This window comes from Rothia sp. HMSC062H08 (assembly GCF_001810775.1).
Lineage (GTDB): Bacteria > Actinomycetota > Actinomycetes > Actinomycetales > Micrococcaceae > Rothia.
In genome coordinates, this window is record NZ_KV802651.1 from 17,192 (window position 1) to 32,824 (window position 15,633).

The 15,633-nt window shown below is 58.7% G+C and carries 11 protein-coding genes; 7 read left to right on the forward strand and 4 right to left on the reverse strand.

All coding sequences use genetic code 11. From position 1 onward, the window contains the following. The first annotated feature begins 108 nt into the window (after positions 1-108). Genes HMPREF2765_RS00420 through HMPREF2765_RS00430 form a run of 3 tightly spaced genes read left to right on the forward strand, consistent with a single transcriptional unit; the run spans position 109 to position 3,259 of the window. Positions 109-1,323 carry a peptidoglycan-binding domain-containing protein gene (locus tag HMPREF2765_RS00420; protein ID WP_070604020.1) on the forward strand — a complete coding sequence of 405 codons (1,215 nt, stop codon included), beginning with the start codon at positions 109-111 and terminating at the stop codon, positions 1,321-1,323. Position 1,324: 1 nt separating this feature from the next. Further along, a complete protein-coding gene (locus HMPREF2765_RS00425) occupies positions 1,325-2,101 on the forward strand; it encodes an ABC transporter ATP-binding protein (protein WP_070604021.1) in 777 nt (258 codons plus the stop codon). Then, complete coding sequence (locus HMPREF2765_RS00430) at positions 2,102-3,259, forward strand: ABC transporter permease (protein ID WP_070604022.1); 1,158 nt, start codon at positions 2,102-2,104, stop codon at positions 3,257-3,259. 109 nt (positions 3,260-3,368) lie between these two features. Here HMPREF2765_RS00430 and HMPREF2765_RS00435 read toward each other — a convergent pair whose 3' ends face one another. Then, on the reverse strand, positions 3,369-4,232 hold the full coding sequence (locus tag HMPREF2765_RS00435) for a FadR/GntR family transcriptional regulator (RefSeq protein WP_070604023.1): 864 nt from the start codon (positions 4,230-4,232) through the stop codon (positions 3,369-3,371). A gap of 234 nt (positions 4,233-4,466) precedes the next feature. Then, positions 4,467-6,140, reverse strand: a complete 1,674-nt coding sequence (locus tag HMPREF2765_RS00440; RefSeq protein ID WP_070604024.1) for an L-lactate permease — start codon at positions 6,138-6,140, stop codon at positions 4,467-4,469. A gap of 844 nt (positions 6,141-6,984) precedes the next feature. On the opposite strand from HMPREF2765_RS00440, the gene HMPREF2765_RS00445 reads away from it, so the two are divergent. From HMPREF2765_RS00445 to HMPREF2765_RS00455, 3 genes are read left to right on the forward strand one after another with little or no spacing between them, the layout of a single operon-like run. Next, the gene (locus HMPREF2765_RS00445; RefSeq protein ID WP_005504630.1) at positions 6,985-7,779 is read left to right on the forward strand and encodes a (Fe-S)-binding protein; all 795 of its coding nucleotides are present in this window, start codon (positions 6,985-6,987) and stop codon (positions 7,777-7,779) included. Between the two features lie 16 nt (positions 7,780-7,795). After that, positions 7,796-9,433, forward strand: a complete 1,638-nt coding sequence (locus HMPREF2765_RS00450; RefSeq protein WP_005504631.1) for a LutB/LldF family L-lactate oxidation iron-sulfur protein — start codon at positions 7,796-7,798, stop codon at positions 9,431-9,433. Continuing rightward, positions 9,433-10,077 (forward strand): LutC/YkgG family protein, encoded by a 645-nt coding sequence (locus HMPREF2765_RS00455; protein WP_005504632.1) that lies wholly within the window; start codon positions 9,433-9,435, stop codon positions 10,075-10,077. Before HMPREF2765_RS00450 ends, HMPREF2765_RS00455 begins: the two co-directional genes overlap by 1 nt. 239 nt (positions 10,078-10,316) lie before the next feature. Here HMPREF2765_RS00455 and HMPREF2765_RS00460 read toward each other — a convergent pair whose 3' ends face one another. Next, the gene (locus HMPREF2765_RS00460; RefSeq protein WP_005504634.1) at positions 10,317-11,876 is read right to left on the reverse strand and encodes a molybdopterin-dependent oxidoreductase; all 1,560 of its coding nucleotides are present in this window, start codon (positions 11,874-11,876) and stop codon (positions 10,317-10,319) included. 609 nt (positions 11,877-12,485) lie between these two features. Further along, the gene (locus HMPREF2765_RS00465; RefSeq protein WP_049349832.1) at positions 12,486-14,069 is read right to left on the reverse strand and encodes a cation:proton antiporter; all 1,584 of its coding nucleotides are present in this window, start codon (positions 14,067-14,069) and stop codon (positions 12,486-12,488) included. Positions 14,070-14,447: 378 nt separating this feature from the next. Here HMPREF2765_RS00465 and HMPREF2765_RS00470 point away from each other — a divergent pair, with 378 nt between their 5' ends. Continuing rightward, on the forward strand, positions 14,448-15,581 hold the full coding sequence (locus HMPREF2765_RS00470) for a hypothetical protein (RefSeq protein ID WP_049351947.1): 1,134 nt from the start codon (positions 14,448-14,450) through the stop codon (positions 15,579-15,581). The last annotated feature ends 52 nt before the right edge of the window (positions 15,582-15,633 follow it).

Below are 15,633 nucleotides of genomic sequence, written 5' to 3' on the forward strand. Positions count from 1 at the left end.
CGCGGATGAGGGCAGAGGATACACCCCTTTATTCAGTCCCCGCCACGTTGTTTCCCTCAGCAATTACCTCTAATCCCGCCCCATATTTCACCGCAGAAAGGTGAACCCATGAACACGCAGCAGAGTTCAGAAAACCCCCGCCGCGCCGCCACGACGGCAACCATACGCGCCTACCTACTTCCGGTGCTCGTCATTCTGCTCGTCATCACCGGCGGGTTCTCCATCTACGCACTCAACACGGGGCTACGCACCAATGTTGAATCCAATGCGCAGCCGTCCCGAGCCGCGCAACTAACAACCCGCATCAGCACGCAGACTGTTACCCGCACCTACTCGGGAGAAGTTAGCGTGTCACCCGCCCGAAGCTACACCGTAGGAACCCCTCAAGGAGTGGTGACCAGGGACGGCGCCAAGGCGGGTACCCAGATGAGTAACGGCTCAATTATCACCACTATCAACGAGCGTCCCATCATTGCGTTCAAGGGTAGTATTCCCGCCTACCGCGACCTTGCCGTAGGCGCTCGCGGCGATGACGTTAAACAGCTCCAAGAAGCTCTAGAATCGCTCGGCTACAGCATCTGGGATGAGGAAGGAAACTACGGCGAAGCAACCGCCAACGCTGTCTACCGTTTCTACCTCGACCGAGGCTACTACCCTCCCGGGGATACTGACCGAACCGAAGAAGGACGCTACAACACCGCCCTGCCGCTCTCTGAATACCTCTTCGCTGATGGCAATGAATACACCGTAGACAACAGCTGCGGCACCAAAGGCCAAACCTCAACTCCGGCGCTGTGCACCCTATCCGCGGGTGGGTACCGTCTGGTACTCTCCGCGGACGGTAGCGCTCTCAGCAATGAACTCGCTGAGGGACAGAAAGTCCAGATTCTTACCGATAACGGAAGTCCGCTCGAAGGCACCCTGGGCGCAGCCCTCACACCCGAAGGCTCAACTAACGCTGACGGCGGCGCTAACGCAGGTGCCTCCAACGGTGCGCAGAACAACGCGCGACCTAACAGCGATACCTCCGCGCAGGGAGCTACCGCACGGAAACGCTACCCCATCACAATCAACTTGCCGGAAAACACGACGGCATCAACACGTTTTCAAGCCACCGTCACCCTCAACCGAGGCGCTGAAAACGCCCTCGCGGTGCTCGAAGCAGCCGTCAAAACCGAAGAAAACGGAACGCACTCCATCACCCTGGATAACGGTCAGAGCGTTCCCGTCACCCTTGGCATCTGCTCCGCCGGAATCTGCGAGCTCGTCAACCCCGCTGCAGAACTCAAGGCAGGTACCGTCGTGAAGCTGAAGGAGCGCTAAAATGCCTCATCACGAGACAGAACGTGCCCTCCCCACGAGCGCTACCGCCACAAAACCTAATATCGAGTGCCACAATATTGCGCGTTTCTTCCCGCCCTCCACCTGGGCACTAAAAAACGCGACCCTCAGCATTCATGAAGGCGAATCGGTGGCCATTACCGGCGCCTCCGGAAGCGGAAAATCTACGCTCCTCTCTATCATTGGGCTACTCGATCAACCCTCCGAAGGTGAGCTGAAAATATTGGGCCAAAACATGGGCACCGCCAGCGACGCCGAGCGAACTGTAGCACGCCGTGAGCACATCGCTTTTGTCTTTCAGGCGTACCACCTCATTGCTCATCTGAACGCCACCGAGAACATTGCCCATACACTCCGGATGCGTGGCGTACCGGGCCGTCAGGCACATCAGCGTGCGTTGCAGGCGCTCGAACAGGTGGGTTTGGGGCACCGTCTGGAGGTTCTGCCACGCAATATGTCCGGTGGTGAACAGCAACGAGTCGCGGTCGCACGCGCGTTAGCCTGTGCCCCGCGCATCCTGCTGTGCGATGAACCTACAGGAAACCTCGACACTGAAAACTCTCACAAGGTGTTGGATCTGCTCCTCGCCGGCCGTGAGGAGAAGCAAAGCCTGGTCATCATCACCCATGAGCCCGATATCGCGGCTCGTTGCGACCGGCAGCTACATATGGTCGATGGGATGCTCGTGAGCCCCGAACTCACTCGTCCCGAAGAACCTGCCCATCAATCGCTCAAAGAACCCGTTGTCAGGGGAGGATAGATGCTAAGGAACAACCTTCACTACGCTCTCCTTGCAGTTGTTCGCCGTTGGCGCCGCAACCTGCTCACGGTACTGGCGATGCTCGCGGGAACAACCACCATCATCATGCTGGTGGGCGTCAGCGAGTCATCGGCGCTCAATACGAGCTCGCAGCTGGCCAGCTACGATTCCACCCGGCTCGGTGTGCGCCTCCAGCCGCAGACCTGGGATATACCGGAGGATGAACTGCTCTGGCGCGTTAACCAAGTTCCAGAGGTCAAAGCTGCCGGTACAGTCACCATTGATACGCAGACAACGCGTCCACAGGTCAACAGGCCGGGGCATGAGGGCCAACAGACACCCCTCGCAATTGTTTCAGAAGCAGGTTTGAAAGCACGAGGCGCGCACATTGTCGAAGGGCACTTTTCGGAGCCTGCCCGCGAACGCCCTGGTGAGCCTACCGTCTATCTGGGCGTTGCCCTCGCAAAAGAGCTAGGGGTCAGCACTGAGCCCGGGCGGAACATGATTGAGGTCAACGGAATGCGAGCCTACGTGCTCGGCATTATCCGTGACGGCGGTAAAAACGCTGCTCTCAGTAGCGCTCTTATCCTGCCGACCACCTCCACTTTCTTGCCGCAAGCCCACACCCTGCAACGCGGTATGGACGTCATCGTGAATCCAGGAAGCGCAGATACGGTCGCGGAACAGCTCAAGCAGGTACTCGATCCGCAGCGCGCCCCCGTTGATACAAACATTGAGATTCCGCCTTCACCGGTGACTCTTCGTGCTTCCCTGACGAAGGATAGCCGAGCTCTTACGACTATCATCCTGGTGGTTCTTATCGCCTCGACAAGCTTCGGCATTGTGATGACCATGCAGATTTCGGTCTGGGAACGCCGCCGGGAAATCGGCATTAACCGTGCATTAGGGTTGGGACGGCGAGATGTGGCGGTCAGCTTCCTTGCAGAGGCGGCTCTCCTCGGGGCCCTGGGCGCTCTTGGAGGCTTCATCCTCGGTATTCTCGGTTCCTGGGTTGTGTGCCTTCTCAACGGATGGGCGCTATCTCTGCCGCCCCTTATCCTAGGGATTCCTTTCCTCGGCTTGGGTGTGGGCATCGTGGCGGGTGCATTGCCCGCCTACGCGGCAACGAAGGTTCAGCCGCTTGAGCTCCTGCAATAATTGCCCCGCTGAAATAATTGCTCGGCGCATAAGGGCGGTGCCCCGGAAGGTCATTCTTCCGGGGTACCGCCCTTTAGCTATATGAGGTTATGGTATTGAGGGGCGCACCTTAGCCGTTGTGAGCGTCTTCATCGTGTACGTTTGCGTGGCACAAATCCTCGTGCAGAAGATCCCGCGCCGGGTGCAACCGCGCCCGCTCCTCCGCTGCACGGTCAGACAGCGAATAGAACCACGTAATATGCTCGCACACCCGCTCGTAGGCCGCCTGCTCATCGTGAGAGGCAATCGCCTCAATAATGCCGTAATGCTGCCGCTGCAGCGTGCGCTTGACCGCCTCCCAATCCTTCAAGAAAGGAACCGCCTCCTGCACATAACTCATTGTCGCCATGTGCAAAGAGTCAATCACCGTATCAAGCACAATATTGCCGCCAAGCTTCGACAGCTCATAGTGAAAACGCGTATCGCAGAAATGGAAGCGCTCATCGCTGATCTGCTCATCCATCTCCGCCAAATGCGCACGCGCCCGCTCCAACGCCGCTTCACGCTCCGGGGTGTCCGGCGCTGCGGCTGCCGCACGTGCCGCGGGGCCCTCCAACAGCAGGCGGGTTGAGACAACGTCCTTCACCGGCAGGCTACGGGTCGCAATGTGCATGCGCAACGCCCAGCTGAGCGCATCCGACGGCTCCGAAATGATAATCGCGCCCGACTTCGGTCCCGAACCGGTACTGGAACGAATCAGACCCAGCGCGTTCAGAACGCGCAGGCCCTCACGCACCGAAGGGCGGGAAATACCGTGCCGCGCCGCCAGCTCACGCTCGGAGGGGAGCTTATCGCCCACACGCAGCTCACCCAGGCGCAGGCGCCGCTCAAAGTTCTCCAGGATGATGCTGTAGCTGCGGTCCGCCAGAATCGGCTGGCGGTCAACCGCAGGGGGCGCCTCAGCAGGCTGGGTATCGTCATAAGAACGAGGCATAATCTCTCCTGATAACGAGGCGGATAACGAAAAGAAATACTCTGCGCCTGAGATATCTCAGAGCTAATTCAGAGATATTTCGGGCTATTCGTTGAGTGGTCAGGACATAAAAAGCGGGGCGGCGGAACCGAGAAGGTTCGCCGCCCCGCCGTGGCCTCCGGAAAATACCGGGGCGAATGTCCTATGGTCCTTGAGGTTTTCACCTCAAGAACTTTCTAAGGGGTGAGCCTCAGATTAGGGAATCATGAAGGACAGCACGTTGGTCTGCAGGAAGACCAGGACGCAGACGAACAGGAGCATAGCGAAGGACCAGGGGAGGACAGCCTTGAGGATGTCGGATTCCTTGCCTTCCATGTCCACGGAGGTAGCAGCAATAGCCAGCGACTGCGGGGAGATCATCTTACCGACCACACCACCGGTGGTGTTAGCAGCCAGCATGAGCTCGGGGGTTGCTCCGTGGATACCTGCGTGCTGCAGGTTCTCAGCGGCAGACACCTGCAGCTTGGAGAACAGTGCGTTGGCGCTGGTGTCCGAACCGGTCACAGCGGTACCGATCCAGCCCAGAGCCGGTGCGAGGAACGCGTAGACGGTGCCCAGGCCTGCCAGGAAGGTACCCATGGCAATGGTCTGACCGGAGAAGTTCATGACGTATGCCAGTGCCAGAACCGAAGCAATGGTCAGGATGGACCAACGCATGCGGTAGACAACGGAACCGAACTCGGTGAAGATTGCCGGGAACTTGAAGGCGTAGCGGCCCTTCTCGTTGAAGAAGAAGTAGACGACAGCAACAACCAGACCGGAGATGATCAGCAGGGTGCCGGGGTTGGACATCCACGCGAAGTTGTAGACAGCGTCCTTGACGGGCTTGCCGTCAGCGGTGACGAGGCGGGAGCTCAGAGCCTGGATATCAATCTTGATGACGAAGCTCTTCAGCCATGCCTTCAGGCCAGCGTGCAGGTTAGCAACACCGAAGATTGCAACGACGATGACGTAGGGCAGCAGTGCCATCCAGACACGAACGGCGGGCAGAGCTTCCTTCTCTTCAGCCTGTGCGGGCAGACCGTAGCGTTCACGAACGCCTGCGACGCCGCGCGGCTTCCAGAACTGCAGGAAGACAACAGCAACACCCATGGAGACGATGCAAGCAACAACGTCGGTCAGGTTGTATGCGGGGGTAGCAGCGGTGACCCACTGTGCAATTGCGAAGGAGACACCGATGATCAGTGCGGGCAGCCATGCATCCTTCAGACCCTTCATACCGTCAAGGATGACGAGCAGGATGAGCGGAACGAGCATTGCCAGGAACGGAGCCTGGTGACCAACGATGGTTGCGATAACGTGTGCGTCCTTGCCGCCAACGTCAGCTGCGGTGGTAATCGGGACAGCAACCGCGCCGAATGCCACGGGTGCGGTGTTAGCGATCAGAACGGTGACAGCAGCCTTAAGGGGCTTAACGCCCAGGGAGAGAATCATGGTTGCGGTAATTGCAACGGGAGCGCCGAAGCCAGCCAGTGCCTCGAGCAGACCGCCGAAGCAGAATGCGATGAGGATAGCCTGGATGCGCAGGTCGCCGCCGCCGAGGCGGTCGAAGACGCGGCGCAGATCTTCAAAGCGGCCGGAAAGGACGGTGATCTGGTAGAACCAGATGGCTCCCAGAATCACCCAGCAGATGACCAGGCCGTAGATGCCACCGCGGATGGCGCTCAGACCGGCGAGGTCAGCGGGCATGTGGAAGCCCAGGACTGCTACGAGGATAGATGCTGCCAGTGCCACGAGTGCGGACCAGTGAGCGCGTGCCTTGACGCCCAGTAGCATCACGAAGAAGGTGAGGAGGGGAATGGTTGCCACGAGTGCGCTGAGGCCGAGGCTACCTCCCACTGCATTGGTTACAGCGGTATAAGTTTCCACTGGAACTCCTTTGGTTCAGGGTGTGTCTTGTATGTGGTCAGACCATAGATAATTCCGCCGGGGAACGAGTCATTGTTTCCCATACGGGGATGTGGTCAGACCATTGATCGCATGTTTAGAAGAGTACCGGATAGTGCGGCGTTTCACCAAAAGTGACCTGACTCATTTTTGTGGAAGGCGACCGGAACCTGGGCTCGCTTCCAGTAAAACTGCCGAAATATTGCGGTTCTGATAGTTAATTCCAGGTTCTGAAACTCGAATATTTTCAGATACATCACGAGTTGGGTGTATGGGTCATTGGTTTACCCAGGGGAGAGTCTTCATTTGGACGTATATACCCGAAAAGAATGTTGTTTTAAAAAGGAAAAGCCCCATAAAACAACCATAAAATCTTCAGAACGGCGGATTTCTAGGGGGTTTATGGTCCACTTCTGTGTGTTTGATAAATGTTCAATCTGCGAAAAGAATATAGGGGTCTTACGGGGGGTGCATGGGAGATGAGGTCACATGTACCGGAAGGTAGGGAAATATACCTTAAGGTCAGGTCGACCTAACCGGTTATTTAACAAGGAAAGTATGTGCTATTCCAACTAGAGAAAAGCCGCCCAACGGTGTTAAATGGCTAGAAAGATAAAAGACATCACCACGGTTTCTGATCCCACCGCATCCCACCTCCACTTGGGGCGCGCACATTAGCCGGAACCATCCGGCCCAGCTTCCCCGACTCAATACATCTGAGTCGCCTCTTTGGAAGACCGAACTTATTCGGACTGTGCCCCGCCTGCCCCAGACGCAGGCGGTGAGACCGAGAAACTCTGAACACAGAGGAAAGGACGGACAAGTCATGCGCATTGCACTCTTCTCCACGTGCATCGTTGACGGCATGTACCCCCGCGTAGCACGCGCCACCGTCGAAATTCTTGAGCGCCTGGGCCACGAGGTTGTCTTCCCCCCGAACCAGACCTGCTGCTCCCAGATGCACGTCAACTCCGGTTACTTCGATGACGGCTACGAAGTCATCAAGAACCACGTCGAGGCATTCGACTCCTGGGACTGGGACGTTGCTGTTGCACCCTCGGGCTCCTGCGTTGCCTCCCTACGTCACCAGCAGGCAATGGTTGCTCGTAGCCGCGGCGACGAAGCGCTGGCTCTGAAGGCAGAGCAGATTGCTTCCCGCACCTTCGAGCTTTCCCAGCTGCTAATCGACATCCTGGGCATCACCAACGCTGCCGAGCAGCTCGGCTCCTACTTCCCCGAGCACGTCACCTACCACAGCTCCTGCCACGGTATGCGTATGCTCGGCCTGGGCACCCGCCAGCAGGACCTGGTCCGCACCGTCGAAGGCATCAAGTACACCCAGCTCGAGGGCATGGACCAGTGCTGCGGCTTCGGTGGTACCTTCTCCTTCAAGAACGCTGACGTCTCCGGCGCAATGGTCAACGACAAGGCAGACAACGTTGAAGCAACCGGTGCTTCCGTCTGCACCGGCGGCGACTGCTCCTGCCTGATGAACATCGGCGGTGCGCTGATGCGTCGCGGCTCGGACGTTCAGACCATCCACTTCGCTGAGATCCTCGCATCCACCAAGGAAAACCCGCTCAAGATTAACTCCGAGCGTGTTGAGCTCTCGATCGGCTAAGGAAAGATAAGACCTCATGACCGCTATTCAGCTTGGTATGCCCAAGGTCGTTCACTACGGCGAGGGCAACATTTTCGAAGAAACCCCCTTCCCCAAGTACGCGAAGGAAGAGCTCAAGAACGAGCAGCTACGCGCCAACCTGCGCTTCGTGACCCACGCGATCCGTAACAAGCGCGCACGCGTCACCGCAGAGGTGCCCGACTGGCAGGACCTGCGTAACACCGGTGAGTCCGTCAAGAACTATGTTCTGGCGAACCTGCCCGAGCTGCTCGAACAGTTCGAGCGTAACTTCACCGCCGCAGGCGGCCACGTGCACTGGGCACGCAACGCCACCGAGGCGAACCAGATTGCTCTGGACCTGATTCGCGAGCAGGGCGTGGACGAAATCATCAAGATTAAGTCCATGGCAACCGCAGAGACCGGCCTGAACGAATTCCTCGAGGAAAACGGCATCAACGCTATTGAGACCGACCTCGCGGAAGAAATCGTCCAGCTCGGCCACGACCGCCCCTCCCACATTCTGGTGCCCGCAATTCACCGCAACCGCCGCGAAATCCGCGACATCTTCCTGCGCGAAATTGAGGGTATTAACCCGGACATCACCGATGAGCCGGCAGAACTGGCAGAGGCATCGCGTAACCGTCTGCGTAACAAGTTCCTGAACACCACCGTGGCAGTCTCCGGCACCAACTTCGGTATTGCTGAGACCGGTACCCTGACCATCGTGGAGTCCGAAGGTAACGGCCGTATGTGCCTGACCCTGCCCGACACCCTCATTACCTTCATGGGTATTGAGAAGATTCTGCCCACCTTCCAGGACTACGAGGCATTCCTGCAGCTGCTGCCCCGTTCCTCCACCGGTGAGCGCATGAACCCCTACACCTCCATGTGGACCGGTGTGACCCCCGGTGACGGCCCGCAGAACATGCACGTCATCCTCATCGACAACGGCCGTACCGCCGTTCTGTCCGACGAGCTGGGTCGCCAGGCACTGCGTTGCATCCGCTGCTCCGCTTGCATGAACGTGTGCCCCGTGTACGAGCGCGCAGGCGGTCACGCCTACGGCTCCACCTACCCGGGCCCCATCGGCGCGATTCTGTCCCCGCAGCTCTCCGGTATCGAGGCTGCAGAGAACAACTCCCTGCCGTACGCATCCTCCCTCTGTGGCGCTTGCTACGAGGTTTGCCCCGTGAAGATTAACTTCCCTGAGGTCCTCGTGCATCTGCGCGCTAAGGATGTTGAGTCCCAGCACGCTGTCCGCGAGTTCGAGGGCAACAAGAAGGCTCCCTTCTCGCAGATGGACGGCATGATGCTCGGCGCGAAGAAGCTCTTCACCTCCGGCAAGATGATGTCGATTGCAGAGCGTGGTCTGCCCATGTCCCGCCTTATCAGCGGCCGCAAGCACAAGATCACCGCTGTTCCCGGTATCGTCAGCGGTTGGACCGCTTACCGCGACATCCCCGAGCCCCCCAAGGAATCCTTCCGCAACTGGTGGAAGAAGGAGAAGGGTCAGGCTCCGGCACGCGATAACGCACAGCGCGTTGACATTCAGGCCCTCATCGAGGCAAACAAGGGTAAGGTCGCTGAGGCGGCAGCAAACGCCAAGGCAGCTATGGACGCCCAGGCAGCCCGTGAAGCTAAGGAGAACAACTAATGTCCTCTGCTAAGGAAGATATCCTCGCACGTATCCGCTCGTCCCTGGCTGACGCACCCGTCGCCCCCGAGCCCGTACGTAACTACCGCCGCGTCAGCGAGCTGAACGAAGAGCAGACCATTGAGATGCTCGTCGACCGCCTCATTGACTACAAGGCAAACGTGTTCCACGCGAACAAGGAGAACATCTCCAAGGTCATCGCAGAGCGACTGGGTGAAAAGTCCACCTACGTGGTTCCCGAGGGCCTGAACATGGAGTGGCTGCCGGCTGACACCGCTGACCGCAAGCGCGTCACCGACTCCGGTAGCACCCTCAAGCCCGGCTGCCTGAGCCTGGAAGAACTGGACGCAGTTGACGCTGTGGTGACCGGTTCGACCGTCTCCTGCGCAGAGACCGGCACGATCTTCTTGAACACCAACCCCGATGAGGGTCGCCGCGCCATCTCCCTGGTGCCCGACCACCACATCTGCGTGGTTCCCCGTTCCACCGTGGTGGAGCTGGTTCCCGAGTCGATTGAGCGTATCACCTACACCCGCCCTGTGACCATGATTTCCGGTCCGTCGGCAACCAGTGATATCGAGCTGATCCGCGTGGAGGGCGTGCACGGCCCCCGTACCCTGGACGTCATCATCTACGACGCTTAAGGTGCAGCGCCAGAAGGCAAACCTCTAAAGAAACCGCCCGAGAGCTAAGGCTCCCGGGCGGTTTCTTTATGCCCTCGAGGCTCCTAGTCTTCAGAAGCATATGCACCAGTCATGAGGATGCAAAAACGGTGGCGGGCCCATGTACCCGCCACCGTTCGGTGCTTTATATGGTTGCTTATCGACGCGCTACCTAGCGGAGCGCTGAAGGCTCTACCGTAGCGATGCCTCCGCGTTGGCGCTTAGGCACGTGCGTCGAAGTGCTGCAGACCGGAGTCCTCGCGGCTACCGCCCTGGCCATCGCCAACATCGTGGTAGTCCTTGATCCACTCGATCTTCTGAACCCACTTGACCATCTTGTAGCCGTGCATGGAGTCCGCACGCAGACGGAGCGGGCCACCGTACACATCGGGCAGGGGCTTGTCGTTCATGCCCCACGCCAGGATGGTCTCATCTTCCATTGCCATGGAGATGTCCAGGCACTCGTAGTAGGGTTCGGTCGGGCGGCCGTCGTAGGTGTGGCCCACGTGGCCGAAGGAGGTCACCATAACGTAGCGTGCCTCGTCGGTCTTCTCGACCAGTGCGAGAACGTCGCGCAGGCGTACACCCTCCCACTTGGCAATGCCGGTCCAACCCTGCATGCAGGTGTGCATGGTGATGTTGACTTCCTTGCCCAGCTGCTTGAGCTCGTCAATGCTCAGGGACTTGGATTCCTTCACCAGGCCGCCCAGCTCGAGGCGGTAGTCAACGAACTCGTGCTCCTTCAGACGGTTCCACTCGGTGCTCTCACGCTCGGTCGGCGGGCGAGTGTTGACCCAGTGGAAGGGCGAAATATCGGCATCGGTGAAGGTCTTCTTCTGCACCTGACGGGAGGTGATACGGTCCAGCAGGACGTTACGAATCGGCTGGGTCAGACCCCAAATGAAGGTCTGGGTGAATCGCAGGTCGCGCAGGGACCAGTACGAAGCAAAGATCCACAGAGCGACGGCAAAGACAATACCGCCAATGAGCATGGTGACTGCCTGAGCGAACTGTGCTGCGTCCACCTCGTTATAGGGCTTGTTCAGCATCATGTGGGCGATGTTGTACTGGGGGTGAACCACGAACACCAGAGCCACGTGAATGACGGTGAATACGCAGTAGAAGGCCATACCCAGGAAGTGGATGGAACGTGCGGTCTGGCGGTTACGGAAGAGACGCACGTAGCCGGGGAAGCGGCCGCAGAATGCCGGGCTCATGATCGGACCGGTTGCAATCATCAGCGGTGCCACGATGAACACCACGGTGAAGTACATAATCTGCTGCAGAGCGTCGTACGGCTGGAAATGCTCAATCGAGGGAATCTGGAAACCAGCGTAAATCTGGATGGATTCCCACGCCTGGGGGATGATGTCCCAGCTGGTCGGGACGATACGGCGCCACTGACCGGTCAGGAACAGCAAGGAGACGTAGACGAGACCGTTAACGATCCAGATGACGGTGACCAGTGCGTGCCATGCGCGGCCCAGACCAATCTGAGCCTTACCGGGCAGAGAAATCAGGGGAGACAGGGTGCGCTGGTCATCGCGCGCAGTAAATGCGCCGGGGGTGGTAGGGACCTTGTCCTTGGTGAACTTAATCCACTCAGAACCCGGGGTGCAGTGGTTGTTCCAGTACAGGCGGGGGTGAGAGGCGAGAACTTCCCAACCTGAACGAATCAGGAAGCCCATCATAATGAAATTGATGAAGTGCGTAATTCGGAGCCAGGCCGGGAAGTCCAGCTCTACGCCACCAGTGCTCGCGGTGAGGAGTAGTTGGTGCATGATATTTCCTTCGGAAATGACTGTGTGTGCAGACAATCTTTAGGATTCAGTGCGAGGCCTTGAGATAAGAGGTTAGAAATAATTACCTTTCTGACCCATATGATCCTCCTCCGTGGTTGGGAGCCGCCGGGGGTATCGTCACGGATACTCCCGAAAGGGGCGCCTCCCGTGTGTGAGAGGGGAGGTGCTCCAGCTCCCGCTGGGGCGGAAGCGACTCTGTGTATGTATGTTGGTTTATGTGTGTTTTAGGGAAATTCCCTGTCCGCTTTCAATTTTATAGGACAAAGTGTCAGTCGTGAAAGCTAAGACACGTCATGTTCTGTAATATTTGCATAAAAAATCCGAATTTAAGGAAGATTCTCATCTTTCCGCGGTTTATAGGGTCTTTCGGGTGCAAAAAACCCACCGCAGCCTCAAGAGGGGATGCGGTGGGTTTTGATCCTATATGTGGGATGCATGTTGGTTTGCAGGGCTTTAACTGCCTGGTATTGTGTGGTTTTATAAATTCAATCCCACATAAGGTTGCGGTGACTGTAAGCGAGATACCCGCTCAAACCGGTTTGTAACCCGACCTTGAAAACGCCGAAGGCAACCGTACCGTAGCCGCTACTAGATCTCTGCAGAACCCGTATTTTCCGCAGAACCCTTACGCTTCTTTGCCTCAGCCCGAGAGGCTGCTCGGGACGCAACACTAGAACCAGCGGAAGTGTCCGTAGCCTCGGCAGAGCCGGGCTGAGCATCGGCCGGGGATTCAGAATCGGGCTGGGACTCAGAATCGGGCTGGGTCTCGGAATCAGCCTGCGACTTCAGCTGAACCACCGGAATCATGCCCGTGGCAAGCTTCGCCTGCGCATTACGCTGAGCCTTCAACGCATTCATCTGCTCCTTACGGCTCGGCTCCTGCTGAGCCGGCTGACCAGAACCAAACGCCTGACGAATACCCAACGCCCACAGCGGGAACAGTAGAACCGTCAGCGCGCCACCGGCAACCAGCAACGATGCCGTGGACTCCTCCAGAAGACCCGAACTGGTCGCAACCTCCGTCACCGCCACAATAATCGGCAGACCCGCAGCTGAATACAACGCCAACTGCGCCTTCTGTGCGCGAGTAGTCAACCCCGAACGGGTATCGAAGAAATGCTCCGCCAAAAGCACCGGAACACCACGGCACAGCAGAATACCCACCACCACGGCAAGCAGACCCAAAGGCTTAGCCACCACGGCAGAGACATCAATACCCATACCGCTGACCACAAAGAACAACGGAATCATGAACGTAAAACCAACCACCTCAAGGCGGCGAGTCATCATATGCAAAGCCGCCGGAGGGGTCAGAGTACGCAGAATCAGGCCCGCCGCGAACGCGCCCAGCACCGCATCCAAATCGAAGAGTGCGGTGCACATGATCAGGGTCGCCAGCAGGAACATCGCAAGACGCAGAACCGTCTGACCGGTAGTGTTCGCCTCCGCAGCCATAATCTGACGCAGACCCGGCACATGCGCAAACAGACGGTGAGGAATCAGCGCCACAATCACCGCAACCACCATAAACGCCAGCAGCACCACAAACGCCATACCCGGCGAACGCGAAGACAGCAGCAACGAAATAGCGAAAATCGGCAGAAGCTCACCCACAGCGCCGTGCACCAGCACCGCATTACCCACCGGCGTGCCAGCGGCACCGTGAGACTTCAACATCGGCAGCAGCGTACCCAACGCCGTGGAACTCAGCGCCACACCCACCGCAACATACGTATTCAGCTCACGCGAGAACGACGTAATCACCGCCGCACCCGCCATACCCAAGGCAAAACACACAAACCACGTGGCAATAGCGCTATAACCCTGGCGGCTACGCAGCGAGGACACGTTAATCTCAAAGCCCGCAATCAAAAAGAGCATGCCCAGACCAAGCTCCTTCAGCAGCGGGATGCCGCCCTCACTGCTGGCAAGATTGAACATATTCGGGCCAATGAGCAGACCAAAAATGAGCAGGAAGACCACATCCGGAATCTTCTTACCCGTCACGCGGGAAAGAATCGGGGAAAGCAACGCAACCAACGTAATCCAGAAAATGGACACAAACTGGCCGCTATCGTGGCTCGACCCTTCCGAGAGGGTCGTACCCGAGGCAAGAAGAGCACCAGACGCCCCCAAATCCGTCAAGAAAAGCGGGGAAAAAGTCGAAAACATAAAACCTCAACGTGGTGTGTGCAGGTGGGGCGCGTTTGGGACAGTAAAAGGAGCGAAATCATGCTCCCGCGGGATTGCCCCACCTTTAAGAACGTACCAATGGTACACACCTAACCTCGTGAACAACACTTGAACAGCACGTATCGAGCGCCTGAACACCGAAAATAACCGCACGAGGAAACCACATGAGAGCAAAACCTCCGCGCCACCACCGGACCAGACACAGCTTCCACCGTTACACTTAACACCTATGCCAGAGCATCCGACACACACCACCGGATGCGGCAGATACCCTGGCAGCGCACATCCCCTGGCACGGGCACACACCCCTGGTAGGGCGCGCAGACTCTCAAACACGGCACTACAAGGAGCGAGGACATGGCAGCAGGGCGCACTCAACCCATCCCCACCGTCAGCAGCGGGGCACGCGCCGCCTCCCTCGGAGGCACCCGACGCGACCTCGGGCTCGACCTTGCCCGCGCCTTCGCCGTGCTCAGCCTGCTCATCCCCTTCGGATACTGGCTGCAACTGATCCCGGTGTCCTGGAAGTTCTGGATCCCTCAGACCCTCGTACCTGCAGAACCGCTCTTCGCCGCAATCCTGGGTGCCGCCGCCTGGCGCTACGCCCGCACCGCAAACTTTCCGCAGCTCTTCGCCGGAACCATCGTGCGATTCCTCGCGCTACTCCTGCTGGGCGTGGCACTCATGCAGGGCATCACCTACCTGCCGCAAGCTGACGTGACCGTACCCGCGCAGGGCTTCTCCTACTCCCTGCCCTTCGACATGCTCGTGCACCTGGCGCTACTCACCCTGCTAACCCTATTCGTCGTGCACCTGCCCCTGTGGGCAATCGCAGTGCTAGCGGTAGTCACCAGCCCCTTCATTACCTGGACCTACACCCTCCTCATGGACGTAGCCGCTCGGGCCGACCAGTGGACCGCTACCCAGCTGCCGTTCCTGGCAAACCACGGCGTCAACCACGCGCAGAGCGCCCAGCTCATCTGGGTCATGTGCCTGGGCATCGTGCTCGTGCGCCTCTACGACAACCTGCAGGCAAAGCTCGCAATCCCCGTAGTACTCGCCGTGCTGGCGCTCGCCGTCTACCGCACCTTCAACCCCTACACCGAGCTCGGCTTCCTCAACAGCCCGCAGGTGCTGCTAACCCTAAACCTCGCGGCAACCCTCTACTTCTGGGCCGAATGCGCGCGCCTGCTCTCCGCACAGGCGGGAATGCTCACCCCCATCGCCCGCCTGGGCCAGATGTCGCTGAGCGCCTCCATTGTGCTGAGCGGAATCATCATCTACGCCGGACCCACCATCAAGGCATTCACCGTCGGCGAGCACTACGTCGCCACCGGAGGCTGGGGAACCGCCGTGTACTGGAGCGCCTTCCTGCTGCTCGGTACCGCAATCGCCCTGGGCTTCTGCACCCTCTGGGCGCGTATGGCGCGCTCCATTGCCGGACGCGGCCCTCTGGAGGCGATTCTCGCCCTCATCTCCGGGCGCGGCTAAACGGAACTGAGCTCGATACGAAAGCGACCCCCTCGCCCGAGTTCCTGCGCGG